This window comes from Roseixanthobacter glucoisosaccharinicivorans, from assembly GCF_043195095.2.
In the GTDB taxonomy this organism is placed as follows: Bacteria; Pseudomonadota; Alphaproteobacteria; order Rhizobiales; family Xanthobacteraceae; genus NCEH01.
Window position 1 is genome coordinate 460,402 of record NZ_CM195538.1, and the last position, 23,022, is coordinate 483,423.

The window sequence follows — 23,022 nt, forward strand, 5'->3', positions numbered from 1 at the left end:
CCGCAGAGCGAACGGCCCAAGTCTAGGGAGGAAACGCCCAAGGAGGGCAGCGACACAGCGACGCCAATCGCCATGTCGCAATGCAGCAATAGCCCATTGCGGTGCCAAAAATCAAGTGGTCGTTTGTCGCACTCTTGTATACCAGAATAAGTCTTTGTTTAATAAGGCGTTTTGGTCAATTCAGCGGTGCGTAGCGGGCGCATTTTCAAGCGGTGGTAGACAAAATAATCAATTCAACCGGTCCGAAACGGCTCAAATCGGCACAGTGCGGCGCACGCGTGTCATTTGGGCAACAGGTTTTGGGGCGGACAGGGGTGGCCAACCATGCCCTGCGGTTTCAGATTACCAATGATCGGGCGCGGGGGTTTTTGAGCGGGAGTGGCTCGTTCTCGGAGGTTAGCGGTTCGGTACTTCTCACCGAATCGCGCGCCGGGAGAGCGGACTGTCGGAAGAGGGGCGGCATGGCGTGGCGCACACGCCGCGCGCGAGGGGTTAACCCGACCGCGAAATCCAGATCGGGCGCGCCAACGGCCGGATCGAGGACTTGAGATTTAGAGGGGAAGACGGCCGCAAAGGCCGCAAAAGAAAGGGGCCGCTCACGAATATCGGAGCGGCCCAAGTCTAGGGAGGAAACGCCCAAGGAGGGCAGCGGCATCGCAGCAAGCAATACCGCGCCGCATCAATATGGGCTCCTTCCCCATCTGCATCAAGCCGGCTCTCTGCTCATATTTTAAGCGTGCTCAGAAAGTAAACTCTTTAGCATTTCCAATGGCTTGCGATCGTCCGCTCAATGCAGGGGCGACTTTACCAAAGGAAATGCCGTAGAATTCACCGTCCCCTGTGTCCCGGGTCGGCTCTGGCACGGCGCCGATTCTAATCCTTTTGAACCTCGCGGGCGCCCGCATTCGCCGTGCCGACGCGCGCCGTTGGCTTTGCGCCCGTGGGAAACACGCCGGCCGCCGCCTTCTCCTGCGGCGCGAGTTGCTCTAAGCAAGGCGCGCCCCTCGGAGAGCCGCCCATGACCGCCGTCGCCATTGATGCTTTCGTTCATCAGCTCGCAACGGAGTCGGGCCGCGCCATCCTGCCGTTCTTCCGCACCGCAATCGGCGTGGAGGACAAGAGCGGCGGAACGGCCTTCGATCCGGTGACCGAGGCCGACCGCGCCGCCGAGCAGGTGATGCGCCGCCTGATCAACGCGCATTTTCCCGGCCACGGCATCATCGGCGAGGAATTCGCCAACGAGCGCACCGACGCTGCTTATGTGTGGGCGCTCGATCCCATCGACGGCACGAAATCCTTCATCGCCGGCCTGCCGGCCTGGGGCACGCTGATCGGCCTGCTCAAGCACGGCAAGCCCGTGTACGGCATGATGCACCAGCCCTTCATCCAGGAGCGCTTCTTCGGCGACGGGGCGTCTGCCCATTACCAGGGCCCGGCGGGCGCGCGGGTGCTCACGGCGCGTGATTGCCAGCGGCTGGAAGACGCCGTGTTGTTCACCACCAGTCCCCGCCTGATGAACGGCGCCGATCGTACGGCCTTCGAACGCGTGGAGGAGAAGGTCCGCCTCTCGCGCTATGGCGGCGATTGCTATGCCTATTGCATGGTCGCCGCCGGCTTGGTGGACCTGGTGATCGAAACCGGCCTCCAGGACCATGACGTGATCGCCCTGGTGCCGATCATCGAAGGCGCCGGCGGCATCGTGACCAGCTGGGAAGGCGGCTCGCCGGTCGCGGGGGGGCGTGTGGTGGCGGCCGGCAGCGCGGCGGTTCACGCCCAGGCGCTCGCCGTTCTCAACGGTTGAAGCCCTTCAATAGGGCGCGCTACCGGGGATGAAGGCGTCGAACGCGGCCCAGAACTGGGCGCGGAAGATGTCGCGCTCCATCAGGATCTCATGCCGGCTTGCCGGCACCACCACCTGCGCGCCGGCGATGAGCCGCGCCGCCAGATGCTCGACGGCGGTGTTGGAGACGATCGAATCCGCCCCCGCCGCGACGATCAGGAGCGGCTGGCGGATGCGGCGCACGGTTTCCGGCGCCATCAGGTGCGCCATCGTCTCATAAGCGGCATTCATCCATCCGATGGTCGGCGCGCCGAGGCCGAGCTGGGGATGGGCCTCCACAATCTCCGCCGCGCGGGCATAGCGCTTGGGATCGGACGTCACGGGGTTGCGAGCGAACGGGCCGGAGGTGGTGGCGCGGCTCCCGCCGCCGGGCACGAAGGCGCGGGAGAAGCCCATGTGCGCCAGCAGCCGCGCCGCCGGCTGCAGCACCGAGGAAAACCGCACCAGCTGCAATTCCACCATCGGGGCGGTGATCACCGCCCGATCGAACCAGCGGTGCCCGGCGAGGACGGTTTCCAGGAAGATGGCCCCGCCCATGGAATGGGCCAGGGCGAAATGGGGCGCCGGGCAATCGGGCAGAACCACGTCCCGCACGACCGCCGCCAGATCGCGTTGATACTCGGCGAAGCTCGCCACATGGCCCTTACGCGGGTTGCGCAGCAGGCGTTCCGAGCCGCCCTGTCCGCGCCAGTCGAGAATCGCCACGGCAAAGCCCCGCGCGCGCAGCTCGCGCACCACCTCGAAATATTTCTCGATGAATTCCGTGCGGCCGGAGAAAATCGTCACGGTGCCGCGCCGCTGGGTTCCCTCCAGCGGCAACCAGCGGGCGAAGCGGATGCGGACGGCGTCCTCGCTGGTCACATGGCCGCTCACGGCGCCTTCGGGGACCGGATTTGATGCTGTCGGGTAGAGGGTCATGACGCGCGCCGGCCCGAGAAACTGCACAGATGCGGGAGGCCGGGCTTCGCCTTCTCCTGGCGGAAAAGGCGGATCGAACCGGCGTCTCAGTGCGATACACGCTCAGGCGCCGCGCGACAACGCATGCTCAATAGCGCTTGTCGCCAAAGCCGATCACCACCACGCCGCTGATTTCGCCGGTGGTCGCATCAACCACCAGGCGGACCCGTTCCCGCCGGGGGCCGGTGGCTTCGCAAATCACGTTGCCGCCTTTCTGGTGGACATCGGTGAAGTGGGAAAAGCCGCGCGCCCTCAGGCTCTCCAGCAGCGCGGCGAGATTGGCCGGCGGCTTTTTGTGAGGGACGGGCCCGAGATAGGGCGCATAGGCCGGCGCCGTCGTGGCGATGCCGACCGTCGAGCCGTCGCGAAACGGAGCGCCCAGGCTGAGCCCCACAACCTGTGCCTGCGCCGGCCCCGCGAGCAGCGCGCCCATCAACAGCGCGGCGGCCATGCCGGGGGCAATAGGATGCCACATCCGCATATCTCCCGCAGAGAGTGCGTGATTAAGGCCGGCGCCCCATTCCGACGTTCCGATTATAGACTGATTGGGTGAATGCGCGCCAACGCCGCTGTTCAGGCACTGTTCATCTGCGCACGTTTCGCGTGCGGTGCGCGGGCCCTCTTGACGGCGAAAATACGCCTTCCCACATGATTTGCAGCGCCGGTCATCACGACGGCGCGTTCATCGGACCCGGCTTCGGCGGGTCCTGCATGTCGCTTGAGGAGGATATGCTATGCGTCTTGATCTTTCCCCCCTGTATCGCAACACCGTCGGCTTCGACCGCGTGTTTTCGCTTCTGGACGCCGCCGGCGGCGTCGAGGCAGCGCCTACTTATCCGCCGTACAATATCGAGCGGACGGGCGAGAATGCGTATCGCATCACGGTCGCGGTTGCCGGCTTCACCCCGGCTGAACTGTCGATCGAGGTGAACGAGAATGTGCTCACCCTGCGCGGCGAAAAAGCTGCCGAGCCGGAGGCGGAAGGTGCGCAGGTGCTGTATCGCGGCATCGCGGCCCGCGCGTTCGCGCGCCGCTTCCAGCTGGCCGACCATGTGGAAGTAAAGGGCGCGAGCCTGGAGAATGGCCTGTTGCACGTTGAGCTGGTGCGCAACATTCCCGAGGCGAAGAAGCCCCGGACCATTGCCATCACCTCCGGCACGCCCAACCAGGTGCTCGAAGCCAAGGCGGCCTGATCGCTTCGGCGTGGGCTTAGGCGCTCCGGCGACAGCCGGGGCGCTTGCGCGTTTCCCCCGTCGCGGACTGAGGCGCGCCATTCCCTTGTTCGGCGTTCCTCTCCGCGGCGGGCGTAAGCTGCGCGAAAAGGTGCCTCAGACGGCGTGCCCCACGGCACGCCGTTTTGTCATGGCGGGGGGGCCTGCACGGGATTGCGGTCATCCACCGGCGGCGACGGCGCAGCGGCCGCGGCCGCGGCCGCTGCCGTGCCGGGAGGCCAGGAATAATCGTCCGCGCGCCCGGGCACCACCGGCATGGGCGTGCCTTCCAGCAAAGCGCGCGCGGCTTCGTTCGGCTGAAGCTTCACCGCGATGGGAGCGACCGCCGATGACGGTCCACCCGCCAGGGTGCTGGCGCCACGCGCGATGTCGCTGAGCGAGAGCGGCCCGGATCGTCCATCCGCGCCCTGGGGCTCCTCGATTCGCGGTGCTTCGGAGAGGAAGCGCGTCAGGTCCTTCTGGGTGAAGAAAGCAAGCTTGCGCGCACCGGCGCGGGTGAACCTGATTCCGTCATTGAACCTCAGGCGTCGGCGCTGCCCGTCCACCGCCGCGCCGGAAGCGGCATATTTTCCGTCGTCATCCACAAACCCGTCCCATACCGGCGCGAACACCACGCCGGCGCGCACGGCCTGTGCCCGCAGCACGTCGTTCAGCTTCTCGTAATCAGCGAACACGGTGGGATTCTGCACCGGCGCGAGGCCGACGAGGATGATGTTTCCCGTACGTGCGCGCAGCGAGCCGAGCACATCGGCGACGCGCTTGGCATAGAGTTCCTGCCAGCGATCGCTCAGCGGCTCCACCTTGGTGTCGCCATCGGCAATCGGCTGGAGGTCGTTGGCGCCCAGGGCAAGGACCACGCCGTTCGGTCGCGCGGCGCCGATGGCCTCCGGGCCTCGCGTCAGCCAATCGGTGCCGCCGGGCGCGGTGGGCGCGAGAAACCCGCTTTCATCGTCGGTCACGCCAATCACGGCGGGGCTGCTGCGGTCGGTGACATAGGCATCCGCCAAGCCTTGGGCGAGCTGGGCGGCGGTCCGGTCGCCAAGAACGAGCACGAATTTCGTCGGCGGCTGCTTCTTGCCCTCCACCGCATCGGCGAGCGAGGCGTGCACCACCCCCTCCGGCTCCGGCGGAGGAGCGACCCGCTTGGGAGCGGGGGGCTGGACGGGCACGGCTTGGCGCGGCGGAGCAAACCATCCGCCAAACAGATTGAACGGCTGGGCGCCTCCGGCGCCGGGGACCACGCCGGGCGGGCGCAGATCCTGCGCAAATGCGGCGGACGAGAGGGACAGAAACGCGAGCGCGAGCAGCGCGATTGCCGCAAATGGAAAATGCAGGCGGGCGCGCCCGTTCCCGACGCGGCCGAGGAGCCCAAGGCCGAGCGAAAGCGCGAAAAGCGGCTGCGAGCGTTTCATGTCTCAGCTTTGACGCAGGAGGGCGGCTGTTTCAAGACCGCGTCGGCGGTGCGGGGCGCACGGCGCGTACCCGGTACCAACAAAAAGGCCGCCTCGGAGAGGCGGCCGATTGTGCTTGCGAAGGCTTAGGTTTGTCTGCGGGCGAGGCCCGCGATCAGGCGCCAGAAGCTCAGTTGAGCTTGGCCTTCACATCCGAAATAGCGCTGCCGATGAGGCGCTCGGCCAGGTTTCCGGTGACGCTGCCGGTCAGCAGATGCTCGGCGGCCTTCACCGCGGCGTCGGCGGCGAAGGCCTTCACGTCGGCCACGGCCTGGCTTTCCGCCTGGGCAATCTTCTCTTCCGCCATGCGGGTGCGGCGGGCGATGAAATCTTCCAGCTTGGCCTTGGTCTCGGCGGCGAGGCGCTCGGCTTCGGCTTTGGCTGCGGTGACGATGGATTCGGCTTCGGCCTCGGCCTCGCGCTGCTTGCGCTTATATTCGGCCACCAGCTTCTGGGCTTCTTCCTTCAGGCGCCGGGCTTCGTCCAGCTCGGCGGCGATGCGGGTGCCGCGGCTGTCGAGCGCGCCCGCGATGCTGCGATGGACACCGGCATACAGCAGGATCGCCACGAAAACGACGAAGGCAATGGCGACCCAAAGCTCCGCGAGTTGCATCTCGTTCATGGCAGTCCTCGATCGCCCGTCGTCTCGATTTCAATTCCCCGAGGTGCCTGGCGCACCACGGGGGCTCTGCTGGGTCGCTGGGTTCAGGCGGCCTTGCGGCTGAGCACCTGATCCACCGCGCTTTCAATGTCCTGCTGGGCGGGCGTGGTGCCGACCAGGGTGTTCACGATGGTCTGCGCCGTGTCCACGGCGATGCCGCGCACATGGGAGAGAGCATTGGTCTTGGTGGTGGAGATGCGCGCCTCGGCCTCTTCGAGCTTCACCGTCAGCGCCGCTTCCAGGCTCTTGCGGTTGGTCTCGGTCTCGGCATTGAGGCGGTTGCGGGCCTCGCCAGCAATGGCATTGGCCTTGCTGCGCGCTTCCGTCAGCGCCTTTTCGTAGGCGATCTGCGCGGCTTCGCTTTCGGCGCGCCGCTGGGATGCCTCAGCCAGATCGCGGGCGATCCGGTCATGACGTTCCTCCAGGATCCGGCCGATCCGGGGCAAGGTGACCCGGCTCATGAGGAGATAGAGAACGCCGAAGCTCACGGCCAGCCATGCCAGCTGCGAGCCGAAGGTCGCGGGGTTGAACGGCGGGAAGCCGCCCTTGTGTTCGCCGCTGTGTGCCGCTTCGCCGACGACCTCGGCCACATGGGCGCCGGTGGACGCGCCATGATCCTGCTGCGCGACGACAGCTCCGGCCGGGCCGGACGAAGGTTTTGCGCTGTCCGATGCCACCGCCGGAGCCGCCGCGAGGGCCAGTCCCATCAGTGCGGCTGCAACAGTCAGCTTCCATGTCTTGGTCATGGCTCGCCCGCCCGTTTCTTGTCCATCAGGCTCCGGGCGAAGGCCCGAAGCCGCATTTCTCTCGTGCGCGGATCAGGCGACGAAGAGCAGAACCAGCGCGACGACCAGCGAGAAGATGCCGAGACCTTCCGCGAGCGCGGCGCCGATGAAGGCGCGGGCAAACTGGCCGTCGGCGGCCGAGGGGTTACGCAGGGCGCCGGAGAGGAAGTTTCCGAAGATGTTACCGACGCCAATGCCGGCCAGGCCCATGCCCAGGCAGGCGATACCGGCGCCCAGGAACTTTGCAGCATCCGCTTCCATTGTTCTGCTCCTTGAAAAACACGCTTGGGTGGTATTGGGGTTGCGATGGCGGTCCGGGTCAGTGCCCGGGGTGGACCGCATCGTTGAGATAGATCGAGGTGAGAACCGCAAACACATAGGCCTGCAGCACCGCGACCAGAAGCTCGAGCGCGGTGAGCGCCACGATCATGAAGAAGGGCAACGTCGCGCCGAACATGCCGGCAATGCCCGCCGAGGACAGGCCGACGACGAAGAAGGCGAACACCTTCAGCGCGATATGGCCGGCCAGCATGTTGGCGAACAGACGCAGCGACAGGCTGATGGGGCGCGAGAGGAACGACACCACCTCGATCAACACGACGAACGGGAGCAGGAAGCTCGGTACGCCCGACGGCACGAACAGGTGCAGGAAGTGGGTGCCGTGGCGCCAGAAGCCGTAGATCACCACGGTGCCGATCACCAGCAGCGCGAGGGCAGCCGTCACGATGATATGGGCGGTGATGGTGAAGGTGTAGGGCACGAGGCCGATAACATTGGCCACGAACACGAACATGAAGAGCGAGAACACCAGCGGGAAGAACACCATGCCTTCGTTGCCGGCTGAGTCTCGAACCATCTTGGCGATGAATTCGTAACTCATCTCCGCCACCGACTGCATGCGGCCCGGCACCAGGGTGCGGCCACGCGTGGCGAAGGTGAGGAACAGGAAGATCGCCCCGACGATCCCGATCATGAAGGCGGAGGCGTTGGTGAAGGAGAACGAGACGCCGCTGACCCTCAGCAGGTCCGCGTAACGTTGCACTTCAAACTGGTGGATCGGATCAATGTTCATCCGACTCGCCTCTGTCTCAAGCGGCTCGCGAGAGCCGTGCCAAACCAACGGCTTGCGCCGCGAAAAAGGATGCGACCCCTCGGGCTCACGCCTTCGGGCCGCTTTTTTTGCCGGTCTCGCCCGCCGCCCGCAGCATGTTCATCACGCCGGCGCCGAAACCAACCAAAGTGAAAACAAGCATTCCCCAGGGCGCCACGTCGAAGACGGTGTCGATGCCCCAGCCAATGAGTGCCCCCACCAGAACCCCGGCAACGAACTCCGATCCCAAACGGAAGGCCATGGCCATTCCAGAGGATGTGGACGTATCGTTCCGTGAACCCGCCGGCTGCGATTGGTCTTTCGGCCGAGCCTTGTCAAGCGCGGCATTGAGCCGCTGAAGACGCTCGGAGAGGGCGGAATCCGCCTCTTCGTTCGCCTGCTTTCCAGGTCGTCCGTCAGGTGTCCGATGATCGGAGCCCGAACCCTCCGGCATGCTGAAAACTCCGGCTTCGAATGAAGATGGATCCGACGATCTCAGCACCGAAACCGCGCCGCACCATAGTTGCGCCAAAATGGGGTGTCAAGGCGAAGGTGGCTACATATAACTAATTGAAATATATATAAAAAATGCGTTGTGCGACATCGTGGCCGACACGTTTAACTCACCTCGCGTAACCTCTCGGCCGCCTGGAGATCCACCGAAACGAGCCGGGAAACGCCGCGCTCCGCCATTGTGACCCCGAACAAACGATCCATATGCGCCATCGAAATGGGATTATGGGTGATGACGAGAAAACGCGTGTCGGTCAGGCGCGTCATTTCGTCCATCAGCGCGCAGAATCGCTCCACATTGGCATCGTCGAGGGGCGCGTCCACCTCGTCGAGCACGCAGATCGGCGCGGGATTCGTCAGGAACACGGCGAAGATCAGCGCCATGGCGGTCAGCGCCTGCTCGCCGCCCGAGAGCAGGGAGAGCGTCTGCGGCTTCTTGCCGGGCGGCTTGGCAATGATGTCCAGCCCGGCTTCCAGCGGGTCTTCAGCGTCGGTCAGCACCAATTGTGCCTCGCCGCCGCCGAACAGCGTGTCGAACAATTTGCGGAAATGGCCGTCGACCACCGTGAACGACGCCTGCAGGCGTTCGCGCGCCTCGCGGTTCAGGCTCTGGATGCCGGCGCGCAGGCGCTTGATGGCCTCGATCAGATCGTCGCGTTCGCCGGCGAGATTGCCATGCTGGCCCTCCGCCTCCTGAAGCTCCAGTTCGGCGCGCAAATTCACCGCGCCGAGCCGTTCGCGGTCGCGCCGCGCCCGCTCCAGCGCGGCCTCGATGGCGCCAAGCTCCGGCAAGGGTGCGCCGGGCTCCAGCCCGGATTGCACGCGCGCGGTCTCGGGCGGGCCTTCGAGCGCGTCGGCGATCTCCCGCATGAGGTCGTCGCGGCGCTGGCGCAGGGCGTCAAGCCGCGCCTCGGCGCGGGCGTTCTCCTCGCGCGCGGCAGACATGGCCTCCAGCGTGTCGCGGGCGGCGCGGTCGGCGGCCGCCTGAGCTGCCTCGCCCGCCACCAGGCGATCGGCCGCGGCGCGGCGGGCGGCTTCGGCTTTCTCCAACTCGCTCATGAGGATGCGGCGCTGACGGCCGAGCTCGGCCGGGGCTTCCTCGGTATCCTCCAGGGCTGCCTGCGCCTCCGCGCGCCGGGCCTCCAAAGCGGCGATGCGCTCCCCGGCGCCGCCGGCGCGCTGGTTCCAGGAGCGCTCCTCGGCGGCGATCGCTTCAAGCCGCCGCACGCGGGCGGAGCGCTCCCGCAGCAATGCCGCATGGGCGGCGCGGGCTTCGGCCAGCGCGGCGCGCCCCTGAGCCGCCTGGGCGCGGGCCTGGGCGAGGGCGGCTTCCACCAAGGCGGGCGAATCGAGGGCGGCAAGCTCCGATTCGGCCCGGCGCTGGGCGTCTTCGGCTTCCGCGCGGGCGGCGGCGATTCGGGTCCGGGCTTCTCCGAGAGCCGAGAGGCGCGCCATGTGCTGGGCGGCCTTGCGCTCGGCGGCAGCTTCCGCCTCGCGTGCCAGATCGGCGGCGCGCTGGGCCGTGCGCCGTGCTTCGCGGGCCTGGGCTTCCTGGGCCGCCGCGGATTTGAGGCGGGTTTCCTGGGCCGCGAGCGCCGCGCGCGCGGCATCGAGGGCGGCGCGTGCCTCCTCCACCTCGGCATGCAGGTCGGCCAGGCGGTTGCGCTCGGCGAGCCGGCGGGCGGCGGCGGTGGGCGCGTCGGCGGCGGCGAGTACGCCGTCCCAGCGCCACAGGTCCCCCTCGCGCGAGACCAGCCGCTGTCCGGGCTTGAGCCTCTTCTGAAGCCGTGCCCCGTCCGCGCGCGGAACGATGCCCACCTGGGCGAGGCGCCGGGCGAGGGCGGGGGCGCCGCGCACATGGGCGGCAAGCGATTCGGCCTCGGGCGGCAGGGCGGAGTCGAGCGCGTCGAAATCGGCGCCGGCCCAGCGCGCCGGAGCATCCGCGGCCACCGGCAGGTCGAGATCGTCGCCAAGGGCCGCGCCGAGGGCGATTTCATAGCCCTTGTCCACATGCAGCAGGTCGGCGACGGGGGGAAAGCGGGCGTCGGAGGCCTGCAGCAGCTTTTCCAGCGTGCGCGCTTCGGCATCGAGCCGTCCGAAGGCACGCTCCGCATCGGCGGCGCCGGGGCGCAAGGCTTCCAAGGCGCGCCGTGCGTCGGCCTGCTCTGCCTCGGCTTCGAGTGCGGATTCTTCCGCCGCCTCCAGGCGCTCGCGGGCGATCAATGCGTCCTCGCGGCGGGCGTCCAGCATATCGGCGCCGGATTCCTTCATCAGCCGCTGCTCCTCCGCATCCACCGAGGCGCGCTCGGCGGCATTGCGCAGGAGGCGCGCGCGGATATCGCGCAAGTTGGTATCCAGTGCGGTGCGGCGGGCGCCGAGATCGGCGAAGCTGGCGGTCTGCGCCTCCAGCATCTCCTCGGCCTCGGCGAGGCGGGCTTCGGCCTCCGCCAAGGCTTCGGCAGCCTCGCTTTCCTGCATCGCCGCGTCGGCCTGCGCGTCGGCGAGCTCGGCGGCTTCTTCCGCGAGGCGGGCGAGCACGCCGGAGGCATCGGCCGACAGCGCGTCCTCACGCACCATGTCCTGCGTCAATTGAGCAAGGCGGCGCTCCAGATCCTGCCGGCGGGCGGCGATGCGGCTTTCTTCCTTGTCCAGTTCGCCGAGCGCGAGGGTCAGGCGCTGGAGCGCGGCGGCGGCCTCCACATCGGCCTGGCGCAGGGGCGGCAATTCGTGGGCGGCGATGGCCTGGAGGCGGGCGGCTTCCGCCTGGGCGCGGGTGCGCTCGGCGCTTTCGCGCACCGCGGCTTCCTGCGCGCGCTCGCCCTCGGCAAGGGTGCGCACAACCTCGCTCCAGCGCAGCCAGAACAAGGTCGCCTCATTGCGGCGGATTTCCTCGGCCACCGCGCGATAGCGGACCGCCTGCTTGGCCTGCCGGCGCAAGCTCTCCACCTGGGCCGACATCTGGGTGATGACATCGTCCAGCCGCAGCAGATTCTGCTCGGCCGCCTTCAGGCGCACCTCCGCCTCGTGACGGCGCGCGTGCAGGCCGGCGACGCCGGCCGCCTCCTCCAGGATACGCCGCCGGGCGGCGGGCTTGGCGCCGACGATCTCGCCGATCTGTCCCTGACGCACCAGGGCCGGCGAGCGGGCGCCGGTGGAGGCGTCGGCGAACAACAAATGCACGTCGCGGGCGCGCACGTCGCGGCCGTTGATTCGGTAATGCGAGCCCTGGCCGCGGTCGATCTTGCGCACCACTTCCAGATGGTCGGCATCGTTGAAGCCGGCGGGCGCCGTGCGGTCGCTATTGTCGAGATGCAGCACCACTTCGGCGGTGTTGCGCGCCGGCCGCCCCGTGGTGCCGGCGAAAATGACGTCGTCCATGTCATTGGCGCGAAACGCCTTGTGCGAGCTTTCGCCCATCACCCAGCGCATCGCCTCGACCAGATTGGACTTGCCGCAGCCGTTCGGCCCCACCACCCCGGTGAGGCCGGGCTCGATCAGCATGTCGGAGGGCTCGACGAAGGTTTTGAAACCGACGAGCCGCAGGCGGGTGAATTTCATTATGCGGCGGTTTTGCCAATCCCCGTGGCCTTGGTCAAACAGCGTGCCCGTCGCACGCGCCAAGGGCAAGGCGCGCCGCACCCGGCCGGGCTTGCAATCGCGATGATCCACAGCCTGCAGGTGCGTGCACAGGCGTGCTCCTGCCGTTGGGGACGGGCGGCGGGCGATTTGGCGCCCGCAAGCATGGCGGCGCGCGGGATTTGCGGCTAGAAGCTCAGCGGATGAGATTGCGTCGCGCCCCGGAACGCCCATCTAAGGGCGGAGCGAGACCCAAAAGAGTTTTCGAAGGACAGGCCCATGCTGTTCAATCAAGCAGGCGCAGCCAATGATGCGGCTGCTGGCGCTCTCGGCGCCGGCGACGATCTGGTCACCGAGACGACCACCCAGACCTTCATGGCGGACGTGATCGAGGAGTCCAAGCGCCGCCCGGTGCTGGTGGATTTCTGGGCGCCATGGTGCGGCCCCTGCAAGACCCTTGGCCCGATCATCGAGAAATCGGTGAAGGCCACCAAGGGCAAGGTCAAGCTGGTCAAGATGAATATCGACGACCATCCGGCGGTTGCCGGAAAGCTTGGCATCAAGTCCATTCCCACCGTCTATGCCTTCGTCAACGGCCAGCCGGTCGACGGCTTCATGGGCGCGCTGCCGGAAGGCCAGGTGAAGTCCTTCATCGAGCGGCTGCTGGGTGGGGCACTGAACCCGGACGCCGCCGAACTGCTCGCTGCCGGCGAGGCCGCATTGGCGGAGGGCGATGCGGCGGGCGCGGCGGAAGTGTTCGCCCATATCCTGTCGGAAGATCCGGAAAACCTGAAGGCACTCGGCGGTTTCGTGCGCGCGCAGGTGCTGGCCGGCGCCCTGGAAGAGGCGAAGGAAACGCTCGCGAGCATTCCCGCCGCCAAGCAGAGCGACAGCGCCATCACCGCCGCGCGGGCGGCGCTCGATCTGGCGGAGCAGGCCGCAGCGCTGGGCGATGCCGCCCCGCTCGAAGCCAAGGTCAATGCCGATCCCACCGACCATCAGGCCCGGTTCGACCTTGCGGTCGCGCTCAATGCCAAGGGCCTGCGCGATCAGGCGCTCGCCCATCTGCTGGAAATCGTCAAACGCGACCGCGCCTGGAACGAGGATGGGGCGCGCAAGCAATTGGTGCAATTCTTCGAGGCCTGGGGACCGACCGATCCGTCGACCGTCACCGGCCGCAAGAAGCTTTCCGCGATTTTGTTCGCTTAAGGGACGCGCGTGGCCAAGCATCGCTCCTATCATGCGCCGGCGGACCTGCCGGCAACCTTGCCGGTGTTCCCGCTCGCGGGAGCCTTGCTGCTGCCACGTGCCGAACTGCCGCTCAATATCTTCGAGCCGCGCTATCTTGAGATGATCGACGATGCGCTCGCGGGCGAGCGCCTGATCGCCATGGTCCAGCCGGACGAGAGCAAGCCCGAGGGGGCGCACGGGCCGATGCTGTTCCAGGTCGGCTGCATCGGGCGCATCACCCAGTTCAGCGAGACCGGTGACGGGCGCTATCTCATCACCTTGTCGGGCATCTGCCGCTTCAAGGTGGGCGCCGATCTCGATGTCGCCACGCCCTACCGGCAGATCGCCATCGACGCGCATTCTTACGCGCACGATTTCCAGGAGAGCGCGGGCGAGGACGAGGTGGACCGCACGGCGCTCCTCGCGGCGCTGGCCGCGTTTCTGGAAGCGAACCAGCTGGAAGCCGATTGGGACGGCATCCAGCAGGCCGGTACGGAAACTCTGGTCAACGCGCTTTCCGTGATGTCGCCTTATGGCGCGCTGGAAAAACAGGCACTGCTGGAAGCGCAGGACCTCAAGGCGCGGGCCGAAATGCTGGTCGCCATCACCCAGATGATGCTGGCGCGCATGCCGGGAGACGGCGAGGCACCGCTCCAGTAAGCGGTGCGGGTCGCCGTCCGGCTAGGGTTCCACCGCGAAGCGCAGCCGCCCGGCGGGGGCGAGGGTGTCGAGATCGAAGGTGCGCACCTCGACCGCGCCGCCCACGTCCAGCGTCACCACCAAAAGCTTGTCGGCCACCGCCGTGGAGACGATGCGCGCGCCTTTCGGCAGGGCGGCGGTGATATCGCTGGCCTTCTGGCCCTTGGCGCGCAACATGCGATAGCCGATCACGCCAAAGACGGAGGCGACCCCGAGCATCATGATGAGGCCGGACACCAGCGAAAAGCGCCGCACTTTTTTCAGCACGCGCTCCTGGGCGGGTGAGAGTTCCTCTTGAGGTTCGGGATCGGGTGAAGTGAAAACCATGAACAAGCCTGACTGGGTGGATGAAGACGCCGTTCTCGAGGTGCTGGACGAGGCTTCCGAAGGCGAGATCGACCATGAGGTCGTCGTGCCTTTGGAAGACGCGAACGCGCGCATCGACCGCGTGCTCGCCGCCCGGCTCGACGGGCTGAGCCGGACCCGCATCCAGCGCCTGGTGGCGGAGGGGCGCGTGACCAACGGCGGGCGAGTGGTAGGAGACGTTTCCGAGCGGGTCAATGCCGACGACGTCCTGCGCCTGCGCGTTCCGGCCCCCGAACCCGCCGAACCCGTGCCCGAGGCGATGGATCTCTCCATCGCCTATGAGGATGATCATCTGATCGTGGTGGACAAGCCGGCGGGGCTGGTCGTGCATCCGGCGCCCGGCCATTGGTCCGGCACGCTGGTGAACGGCCTGCTGCACCATTGTGGCGCCAGCCTCTCGGGCATCGGCGGGGTGCGCCGGCCCGGCATCGTGCATCGGCTGGACAAGGACACCTCCGGCCTGCTGGTGGTGGCGAAGACCGACGCCGCCCACGCGGCGCTTTCCGCCCAGTTCGCCGACCACGGACGCACCGGCCCGCTGGATCGCGCCTATCTTGCCTTTGTCTGGGGCGTCCCCGCCCAGCGCGGCACGGTCAACGCTCCGATCGACCGCCATCCCTCCAGCCGCCAGAAAATGGCGGTGCGCACGGGCGGACGCGAGGCGGTGACCCATTGGGACGTGCTGGAAACCTTCCTTGATACCGCAGGGTCTCCGGTGGCGAGCCTGGTGGAATGCCAACTGGAGACCGGGCGCACCCACCAGATCCGCGTCCACATGGCCCATGTCGGTCACCCGCTGCTGGGCGACGAGGTCTATGGCCAGGGTTTCCGCACGAAGGCGGCGCGGATTGCGCCGGACGCACGCGCCGCGCTGCTCGCCCTCGACCGGCAGGCGCTGCACGCCACACGGCTTGGATTCGCCCACCCTGTCGGCGGGAAGACGCTGACCTTCGACAGCCCGCTTCCATCCGAATTGGCACTGCTTCTGGAGAAGCTCTCGGCGTCGTGACGGGATCGAAGCTAGCCCTGGCGCGTTAGACCCTATATGGTTCGCGGTTGCGGTCGGCGAAAGCGGCCGCGCATGTGGTCGCTTGCGCTTGAGGGCCACGACATCAAGGAGGCCGCCTATGGCCCGGTCACAACACGTGCCCATTCCCTCGGCTGAGGGGGGGCTGACACGCTATCTCGAAGAAATCCGCCGGTTCCCCATGCTGGAGCCGCAGCAGGAATACATGCTTGCCAAAAGCTGGCGCGAGCATGGAGATCGCGATGCCGCCCACAAGCTGGTGACCAGCCATCTGCGCCTCGTGGCGAAGATCGCCATGGGCTACCGGGGCTATGGCCTGCCCATATCCGAAGTGATTTCCGAAGGCAATGTCGGCCTCATGCAGGCGGTGAAGCGGTTCGAGCCCGAAAAGGGCTTCCGCCTCGCCACCTATGCCATGTGGTGGATCCGCGCCTCGATCCAGGAATATATCCTGCGCTCGTGGAGCCTCGTGAAGATGGGCACCACGGCCGCGCAGAAGAAGCTGTTCTTCAACCTGCGCAAGGCCAAGAGCCAGATTTCCGCCCTGGAAGAGGGCGATCTGCGTCCCGATCAGGTGAAGCACATCGCCACCAAGCTCGGCGTCACCGAGCAGGACGTGGTGGACATGAACCGCCGCCTCTCGGGCGATGCCTCCCTCAACGCACCGCTGCGCGAGGAAGGGGAGGGCGGAGGCGAATGGCAGGACTGGCTGGTGGACGACCACCTGGACCAGGAAAGCGTGTTCGCCGAGAGCGAGGAGATGGAGAACCGCCGCGGCGCTCTCGCCGGCGCGCTGAGCGTGCTCAATGAGCGCGAGCGGCGCATCTTCGAGGCCCGGCGTCTCTCCGAGGACCCGGTGACCCTGGAAGAACTCGCCGCCGAGTTCGGTGTGTCGCGCGAGCGTGTGCGGCAAATCGAGGTGCGGGCCTTTGAGAAGGTGCAGAAGGCGGTGGTGGATCGTGTCCGCGCGCTGGAAGAACCCGAGGTCGAGAATGCCTGAGGCCGAGCACGCCTGAGGGCGTCCGGCAGCGGCACGCCGCGACTGAGATTTTATCGCGATGGCCGGGCTTGCCCGGCCATCGTCGTTTCGGCGTTGCGTCCGGGGCCCGAGTTGCCGCGCCACGTCCGCCATCCCTTAACCTGATCTCAACCCGTCGCAGCGCATCATGCCCCCATGACGCGCGGCGTATTCAGGTATCTCGTAGCCCCGCTCGTCTGCGTGGGGCTCCTGTCGGGCTGTCGTTTCGATCTGTTCGACCGACGGGAGCCCTGGCGCGCCGAGGCAGAAGAGAAGTGCATCGCCGAAAAGGGCGCGGTGGCATCTCCCTTCCTTGAGCCCATGTCGGAAATCGACGGCGCGGGCGCCTGCGGCATGGATCACCCGTTCCGCGTGTCCGGCCTCGAGGACGGCGCGGTCTCCGTGGAGCCCAAGGCGACGCTCGCCTGTCCCATGATCCGCGATCTCAATTTATGGCTTGCCGAAGTGGTGCAGCCCGCGGCGACGGCCTGGTTGGGCCAGCCGGTGGTGGGCATCCGGCAGATGTCGTCTTATTCCTGCCGCGGCATGAACGGCCAGGTGGGCGCCAAGATTTCCGAGCATGCGTTCGGCAATGCGCTGGATGTCGGCGCCTTCGTGTTCGCCGATGGGCGCGAAATCACGGTCAAGAACGGCTGGAAGGGGCCGCAGGAGGCGCGCGGCTTCCTGCTCCAGGTGCAGGCGGGCGCGTGCGAGGTGTTCACCACCGTCCTGGCGCCCGGCTCGAACGTGTTCCATTACGACCATATCCATGTGGACCTGATGCGGCGCAACAATCCGCGCCTGATCTGCAAGCCCGCGCCCCGGCCCATGGCACCGCCGCCGCTGATGGTTTCGGCGCCGCAACCCTCAGTGCAATTCGGCGGGCGCTCGGAAGGCCAGCCCCTGGGCGCGCCGGCGCCCCAATTCCCGCAGGGTGCGCGCGTCCCCGGCGAGCCGATGAGCATCGCGCCGCCCGGCCAGCCGCCGCTGCCGGAACGCGCGCCGCCGGGCTACAGCCAATCTCAGCCCGCCGGCTACGGGCGCGCACCGGCCTATGGCCAGCAGCCATATGGCGCGCCGCCGCCGGGCTATCCGCCGTCCGGCGATCCGGTGCAGCGCGTGCAGCCTCCGGGCGGGGTCTATCAGCCGAATTCGCTGCGGCCGCTCGGCCCCATGTCGTACGGGCCGGCGGGGGCCGGCGATCCGCAGGTGACCGGGTCGATTGCGAACCGCAAATATTATTCCCCCACTTTGCCGCAGGCCTCCACCATCCCACTGCCCCAGGCACGCCCGGGCGAGGATTGATCAGGACCCCGCACTGCGGGAACGAGGCACCCGGCGCGAACGCCGGGTGCCGGGTCGTCAGTGGATGACCATCGCGGTGAACGGCCACACATAGGCCTGCAGCATCACGAAGCAGCCGACGAGGCAGGCCAGCGCGATCGAGTGCCAGAACACAAACCGCAGGATCGTGCCTTCATGACCGAACCAATTGGTGGCGGTTGAGGCCACCACGATGGATTGCGCGTCGATCATCTTGCCCATGACGCCGCCGGAGGAATTGGCGGCGCCCATCAGGATGGGACTGAGGCCCAATTGCTCGGCGGTGATCTTCTGCAAGCCGCCGAACAGGACGTTGGAGGCGGTGTCCGATCCCGTCAGCGCGACGCCGAGCCAGCCGAGCAAGGTGCCGAAGAAGGGATAGAGGAAACCCGCATGGGCAAAGGCCAGGCCGAGCGTCGCGTCCAGGCCCGAATAGCGGGTCAGGGTGCCGATGGCGAGCATGGCGGCGATGGTGAGCAGAGACTTGCGCACCACCCAGATGGTCTCGGCATAGGCCATCACCATCCGCACCGGCGAGAACTTCATGAAGGCGGCGGCGATGAGCGCGGCGATGAGAATGCCGGTGCCAGTGTAGGAGAGATAGGTGAAGGCGAACACCGCGCCTTCCGCCACCGGCTTTGCCACCACCGGCGGGACCTTCTGGATCATGTTGTGCAGGCCGGTGACCGGCACGTTGATGGTGAAGATGGGATTGACCAGGGCTTTGAACCAGCCGGTGCCCCACAGCCCCACCACCAGCGAGAGGATGAACCACGGCACCCAGGACCAGATGACTTCGGCGCGGCTCGCCTTGGCGCGGGGCGGGGGCGGGGGCGGCATGGTATCGGCGCTCAAGTCGTGGGTGCGCAGCTTCGGCGACAGCCACAATTCCTTCGGCTGCCACACCTGCAGGAACGCGACGAGGCACCCCATGGAGATGATGGAGGCGCCGATATCGACGATCCAGGGATTGATGAAATTGGAGATCAAATACTGCGGCACGGCGAACGAAACGCCCGTGACCAGGATCGCCGGCCAGATCTGCCACATCCCCTTGCGCCCGGCGAACACCCAGATGAGCCAGAACGGCACGATGAGGGAGAAGAACGGCAATTGCCGCCCCACCATGGCGCCCAGAAGATAGGGGTCAAGCCCGGTCACCGAGGCCAGTCCCTGGATTGGTGTTCCGAGTGCGCCATAGGCGACGGGCGCGGTATTGGCGATCAGCGAAAGGCCGGAGGCGGCAAGCGGCGAGAAGCCAAGGCCGATCAGCAGCGCGCCCGTCACCGCGACCGGGGTGCCGAAGCCGGACGCGCCCTCGAAGAAGGCGCCGAAGGCAAAGGCGATCAGCAGCAGTTGCAGGCGCCGGTCCTGCGTGATGCCGCCGATGGATTGCTGGAGAATTTCGAACCACCCTTTCTCCACCGTAAGGCGATAAAGGAAAATGACGTTCAGAATAATCCAGCCGATCGGGAAAAATCCGGTGACAACCCCTAGTAGCGTTGCGCGGATGGCGAGATCCGCCGGCATGGTGAAGGCGAAAATGGAAATCGCGAGCGCCACAAGAAGGGCGAGAACTGCAGCAATGTGTGCAGATACTTTGCCGGAGGCAATCAATACCAGAAGTGTAACGACGGGGATCGCCGCCGCGAGAGTCGACAGCACTGCACTGCCGAACGGGTCATAGACCTGATTCCACATTACATCGCTCCCTAGAGCCGTTTTATTTTTGATTCAGGTGCTGGTCGTCCAGCCCACGCTATTGCGAGGCGACATCTCGCGTCTGTCAATGGTAAAACTCTAGGGAACCAGCATTCGTCGGCTAAAGCTTAGACTTCGGTGCTGAATTGTCGGGACGATTTGGAACGACATGATTCCAAAGTCTATATTACGTAACGTAAATTACAGGGATGATGTTGTAATTACCTAGCGTCATGTACATTTGTCGAAAGAAGCGGCACCTGTGCCGTTCGCAGGTCGGCTGTGATGCGAACCGTCGCTTCAGAGCACCCGCGCGATACGGCGCGCTGCCCGACAAAAGCCGAAGCCGCCGGCGCGCGAGGCAAACGGCGGCTTCGGGCATTTTGAAGTGGCGCCGCGCCCCTGAGGGGCGTGCGGCCGCAGAGGGCCTATTCCGCCGCTTCGGCGATCGCCGCAGGTTTCACCCAGCGCAAAACCGGCGCACGGGCGGCGCGCGTCTCGTCGAGCCGGCGGCGCGGGGCATAATGCGGAGCACCGAGGAAGCGCTCCTTCTCGCCCGCCTTCGCCGCCATCGCGAGATCCCGCAGGGTGGCGATGAACAGATCCAGCGAGGCCTTGGATTCGCTCTCCGTCGGCTCGATCAGCATGGCGCCGTGCACCACCAGCGGGAAATAGACCGTCATGGGGTGATAGCCCTCGTCGATCAGCGCCTTGGCGACGTCGAGCGTGGACAGGCCCGTGCCCTCCAGCCAAGCATCGTCGAACAGGGCCTCGTGCATGGCCGGGCGCGTGGCGAAGGGCGCGCTCATCACGTCCTGGAGGCTGGCGCGGATGTAGTTGGCGGAAAGCACCGCATCCTCCGCGGCCTGCCGCATGCCGTCGGCGCCGTGGGACAGCATCCAGGAGAGCGCGCGCACGAACATGCCCATCTGGCCGTGGAACGCGCTCATGCGCCCGAGCGCCTGCTCGGCACCAGCCTCACCCTGCTGTTCCACGAGGCGCAGGCCGTCGCCGTCTACGACCAGCGCGGGGGCAGGAGCGAACGGCGCGAGCGCCTTCGAGAGCACCACCGGCCCCGCGCCCGGCCCGCCGCCGCCATGGGGGGTGGAGAAGGTCTTGTGAAGATTGATGTGCATGGCATCGACGCCGAGATCGCCGACCCGCACCTTGCCCAGGATGGCGTTGAAATTTGCGCCGTCGGCATAGAAATAGGCGCCCACCGCATGCACCGCCTCGGCGATCGCCACCACGTCCGGCTCGAACAGGCCGCAGGTGTTGGGATTGGTCAGCATGATGGCGGCGACGTCCCGCGAGAGCGCCTTCTTCACCTCTTCCACGTCCACCGTGCCGTCGGCGCGGGCGGGAATGGATTTCACCTGATAACCGAGCAGGGCAGCGGTGGCGGGATTGGTGCCATGGGCGCTTTCCGGCACCACCACGATGGTGGGCTTGCGGCCGTTGGCTTCATGGGCGGCCTTGATGGCCATCATGCCGCACAATTCGCCATGGGCGCCGGCCTTGGGGGTGAGCGCCACCGCATCCATGCCAGTGAGGGTGAGAAGATAGCGCGAAAGCTCGCCCATCAACCCGAGCGCGCCCTGGACCGTGGAAACCGGCTGCAGCGGGTGGATGTCGGCAAATCCGGCCAGGCGGGCCATGCGCTCGTTGAGGCGCGGATTGTGCTTCATGGTGCAGGAGCCCAGCGGAAAGAGGCCGCTGTCGATCCCGTAATTCATGCGCGAGAGCCGCACATAATGGCGCATGGCCTCCGGCTCGCTGAGGCCGGGCAGGCCGAGCGGGGCCTTGCGCTCAAGCCCGCCGAGGCGTGGGGCGAAGGCGGCCGGCTCGTCCAGATCGACGCCCGTCACCTCTTGCCGGCCGATCTCGAACAGCAGGCCCTCTTCCAAGTCCAGCGCCCGGTTGCCGGTGAAGGTGGCAGGGCCGATTTCGCTCGCCGATTGGGGCGCCGTCGCGCCGCGTCCTTCGCGATTCATGAGCGGATCTCCTGGGAGAGGAAAGAGCGTGCGGCTTTCGGCAAGAAGACGGCCGTTCCCTCTCCCGCTTGCGGGGGAGGGCTAGGGAGGGGGAAAAGATCCGGCATCGAAATATTGAAGGGAGGCTTGGCTTCACGGGCCCCCTCCCCAACCCTCCCCCGCAAGCGGGAGAGGGGGAGCAGGGCGCTGGCGGTAAGGGGCGCGTTCATGCCAGCACCTCCTTCAGCGCGGCCGCATAGGCGGCGCGGTCTTCGTCCGTGGATGTCTCGGTGGCGGCCACCAGGATCAAATCGTCAAGGCCCGCATCCGGCGCCAGCCGGGAATAAGGCACGCCGCCGAGGATGCCCCTGGCCGCCAGTTTCTCGATCACCTCTGCCGCGTTACCCGCGACGCGGATTGTGAACTCGTTGAAGAAGCTCTCGTTGAGCACCGCGACGCCGTCGAGGGCGGCGAGCCGGTCGGCGAGGTCGCAGGCGGCGGCATGGTTGATGCGGGCGAGCCGCGTCAGCCCCGCTTCGCCGAGCAGCGAGAGATGGATGGTGAAGGCCAGCGCGCACAGGCCGGAATTGGTGCAGATGTTGGAGGTCGCCTTCTCGCGGCGAATGTGCTGCTCGCGGGTGGACAGTGTCAGCACGAAGCCGCGCCGGCCTTCCGCATCCACCGTCTCGCCGGCGAGGCGCCCCGGCATCTGGCGCACGAATTTCGCGCGGGTGGCGAACAAGCCCACATAGGGGCCGCCGAAGGTGAGCGGATTGCCGATGGACTGGCCTTCCCCCACCACGATGTCCGCCCCTTGCGCACCGGGCGGCTCGACGAGGCCGAGCGAGACGGCTTCCGTGAACACGGCGATCAGAAGCGCCCCGGCCGCATGGGCCTTTTCCGCGATGGGCTTCAAATCCACCAGATTGCCGAACACGTCCGGGCTCTGCACCACCACGCAGGAGACGGTCTCGTCGATGGCCGCGAGAATGTCGTCCGGCCCCGTGGGCTGCGGCGCGAGGCGCAGCAGAGGCACTTCGGCATAATGGGAAACGGTGGCGATGGTCTGCGCATAATGGGGATGCAGATTGCCCGCCAGCACGGCCTTGCCGCGTTTGGTTACCCGGTGCGCCATCAGCACCGCTTCGGCGGCAGCGGTCGAGCCGTCGTACATGGAGGCGTTGGCGACCTCCATCCCCGTGAGTTCCGCCACCTGGGTCTGGAACTCGAACAGATATTGCAGGGTGCCCTGTGCGATCTCGGGCTGGTAGGGCGTATAGGAGGTGAGGAATTCCGAGCGCTGGATCAGATGGTCGACCGTCGCCGGCACATGGTGGCGATAGGCGCCGGCGCCGACGAAGAACGGCACGGAGCCCGCTGGCACGTTGCGCGCGGCAAGGCGCGACAGGGCGCGCTCGACCTCCAGCTCACCCTTGCGGCGAGGCAGGTCGGGCAGTTCGGCGAGAAGCTTGTCGGCGGGGATGTCGGCGAACAGAGCGTCCACCGATGGCACGCCGATGCGTGCCATCATTTCGGTTCGGTCTTCGGGTGTCAGGGGGAGATAGCGCATGATGCGTTTG

The 23,022-nt window shown here is 66.9% G+C and carries 20 protein-coding genes; 7 read left to right on the forward strand and 13 right to left on the reverse strand.

The window, feature by feature from the left end; genetic code table 11:
• Window positions 1-1,018 precede the first annotated feature (1,018 nt).
• Entirely contained in the window at window positions 1,019-1,801 is a 783-nt protein-coding gene (gene hisN / locus V5F78_RS01995) for a histidinol-phosphatase (protein WP_394068965.1), read from the forward strand.
• Window positions 1,802-1,807: 6 nt separating this feature from the next.
• Here hisN and V5F78_RS02000 read toward each other — a convergent pair whose 3' ends face one another.
• Both V5F78_RS02000 and V5F78_RS02005 read right to left on the reverse strand, forming a co-directional pair.
• Window positions 1,808-2,758: an alpha/beta fold hydrolase gene (locus V5F78_RS02000; RefSeq protein WP_394068967.1), complete on the reverse strand. Its 951-nt coding sequence runs from the start codon at window positions 2,756-2,758 to the stop codon at window positions 1,808-1,810.
• A gap of 127 nt (window positions 2,759-2,885) precedes the next feature.
• Complete coding sequence (locus V5F78_RS02005; RefSeq protein ID WP_394068969.1) at window positions 2,886-3,248, reverse strand: hypothetical protein; 363 nt, start codon at window positions 3,246-3,248, stop codon at window positions 2,886-2,888.
• A 283-nt stretch (window positions 3,249-3,531) separates the two neighbouring features.
• Here V5F78_RS02005 and V5F78_RS02010 point away from each other — a divergent pair, with 283 nt between their 5' ends.
• The gene (locus V5F78_RS02010; protein ID WP_394068970.1) at window positions 3,532-3,990 is read left to right on the forward strand and encodes an Hsp20 family protein; all 459 of its coding nucleotides are present in this window, start codon (window positions 3,532-3,534) and stop codon (window positions 3,988-3,990) included.
• A gap of 167 nt (window positions 3,991-4,157) precedes the next feature.
• Here V5F78_RS02010 and V5F78_RS02015 read toward each other — a convergent pair whose 3' ends face one another.
• The 7 genes from V5F78_RS02015 to smc all read right to left on the reverse strand — a co-directional run bounded on the left by V5F78_RS02015 (window position 4,158) and on the right by smc (window position 12,087).
• Window positions 4,158-5,441, reverse strand: a complete 1,284-nt coding sequence (locus V5F78_RS02015) for an SGNH/GDSL hydrolase family protein (protein ID WP_394068972.1) — start codon at window positions 5,439-5,441, stop codon at window positions 4,158-4,160.
• A 169-nt stretch (window positions 5,442-5,610) separates the two neighbouring features.
• Window positions 5,611-6,102 carry a F0F1 ATP synthase subunit B family protein gene (locus tag V5F78_RS02020; RefSeq protein ID WP_394068973.1) on the reverse strand — a complete coding sequence of 164 codons (492 nt, stop codon included), beginning with the start codon at window positions 6,100-6,102 and terminating at the stop codon, window positions 5,611-5,613.
• A gap of 83 nt (window positions 6,103-6,185) precedes the next feature.
• Window positions 6,186-6,887, reverse strand: coding sequence for a F0F1 ATP synthase subunit B (locus tag V5F78_RS02025; RefSeq protein WP_394068975.1), 702 nt, complete (start codon window positions 6,885-6,887; stop codon window positions 6,186-6,188).
• Between the two features lie 72 nt (window positions 6,888-6,959).
• Window positions 6,960-7,187: a F0F1 ATP synthase subunit C gene (locus V5F78_RS02030; protein WP_348844428.1), complete on the reverse strand. Its 228-nt coding sequence runs from the start codon at window positions 7,185-7,187 to the stop codon at window positions 6,960-6,962.
• 58 nt (window positions 7,188-7,245) lie between these two features.
• Complete coding sequence (locus V5F78_RS02035; protein ID WP_348844429.1) at window positions 7,246-7,998, reverse strand: F0F1 ATP synthase subunit A; 753 nt, start codon at window positions 7,996-7,998, stop codon at window positions 7,246-7,248.
• Between the two features lie 85 nt (window positions 7,999-8,083).
• Entirely contained in the window at window positions 8,084-8,470 is a 387-nt protein-coding gene (locus V5F78_RS02040) for an AtpZ/AtpI family protein (protein ID WP_394068977.1), read from the reverse strand.
• Between the two features lie 164 nt (window positions 8,471-8,634).
• On the reverse strand, window positions 8,635-12,087 hold the full coding sequence (gene smc, locus V5F78_RS02045; protein WP_394068979.1) for a chromosome segregation protein SMC: 3,453 nt from the start codon (window positions 12,085-12,087) through the stop codon (window positions 8,635-8,637).
• A 297-nt stretch (window positions 12,088-12,384) separates the two neighbouring features.
• On the opposite strand from smc, the gene trxA reads away from it, so the two are divergent.
• A complete protein-coding gene (trxA, locus tag V5F78_RS02050; RefSeq protein ID WP_394068981.1) occupies window positions 12,385-13,314 on the forward strand; it encodes a thioredoxin in 930 nt (309 codons plus the stop codon).
• A 9-nt stretch (window positions 13,315-13,323) separates the two neighbouring features.
• Entirely contained in the window at window positions 13,324-13,995 is a 672-nt protein-coding gene (locus V5F78_RS02055) for an LON peptidase substrate-binding domain-containing protein (RefSeq protein WP_394068982.1), read from the forward strand.
• Between the two features lie 21 nt (window positions 13,996-14,016).
• Here the strand turns inward: V5F78_RS02055 and V5F78_RS02060 are convergent, their stop codons facing one another.
• The gene (locus tag V5F78_RS02060) at window positions 14,017-14,361 is read right to left on the reverse strand and encodes a hypothetical protein (RefSeq protein ID WP_394042031.1); all 345 of its coding nucleotides are present in this window, start codon (window positions 14,359-14,361) and stop codon (window positions 14,017-14,019) included.
• Between V5F78_RS02060 and V5F78_RS02065 the strand changes: the two genes are divergently transcribed.
• The 3 genes from V5F78_RS02065 (at window position 14,360) to V5F78_RS02075 (ending at window position 17,750) form a co-directional block, all read left to right on the forward strand.
• The gene (locus tag V5F78_RS02065) at window positions 14,360-15,409 is read left to right on the forward strand and encodes an RluA family pseudouridine synthase (RefSeq protein ID WP_394068984.1); all 1,050 of its coding nucleotides are present in this window, start codon (window positions 14,360-14,362) and stop codon (window positions 15,407-15,409) included. The two genes, V5F78_RS02060 and V5F78_RS02065, sit on opposite strands and share 2 nt — an antisense overlap.
• Before the next feature lie 118 nt (window positions 15,410-15,527).
• Complete coding sequence (rpoH, locus tag V5F78_RS02070; RefSeq protein WP_394068986.1) at window positions 15,528-16,427, forward strand: RNA polymerase sigma factor RpoH; 900 nt, start codon at window positions 15,528-15,530, stop codon at window positions 16,425-16,427.
• A 174-nt stretch (window positions 16,428-16,601) separates the two neighbouring features.
• A complete protein-coding gene (locus tag V5F78_RS02075) occupies window positions 16,602-17,750 on the forward strand; it encodes an extensin family protein (protein WP_394068988.1) in 1,149 nt (382 codons plus the stop codon).
• 57 nt (window positions 17,751-17,807) lie between these two features.
• Here V5F78_RS02075 and V5F78_RS02080 read toward each other — a convergent pair whose 3' ends face one another.
• The 3 genes from V5F78_RS02080 to gcvPA all read right to left on the reverse strand — a co-directional run bounded on the left by V5F78_RS02080 (window position 17,808) and on the right by gcvPA (window position 23,012).
• The gene (locus V5F78_RS02080; RefSeq protein ID WP_394068989.1) at window positions 17,808-19,469 is read right to left on the reverse strand and encodes an L-lactate permease; all 1,662 of its coding nucleotides are present in this window, start codon (window positions 19,467-19,469) and stop codon (window positions 17,808-17,810) included.
• A 428-nt stretch (window positions 19,470-19,897) separates the two neighbouring features.
• Window positions 19,898-21,463 carry an aminomethyl-transferring glycine dehydrogenase subunit GcvPB gene (gcvPB, locus tag V5F78_RS02085; RefSeq protein ID WP_394068991.1) on the reverse strand — a complete coding sequence of 522 codons (1,566 nt, stop codon included), beginning with the start codon at window positions 21,461-21,463 and terminating at the stop codon, window positions 19,898-19,900.
• A 205-nt stretch (window positions 21,464-21,668) separates the two neighbouring features.
• On the reverse strand, window positions 21,669-23,012 hold the full coding sequence (gene gcvPA, locus V5F78_RS02090; protein WP_394068993.1) for an aminomethyl-transferring glycine dehydrogenase subunit GcvPA: 1,344 nt from the start codon (window positions 23,010-23,012) through the stop codon (window positions 21,669-21,671).
• Between the last annotated feature and the right edge of the window lie 10 nt (window positions 23,013-23,022).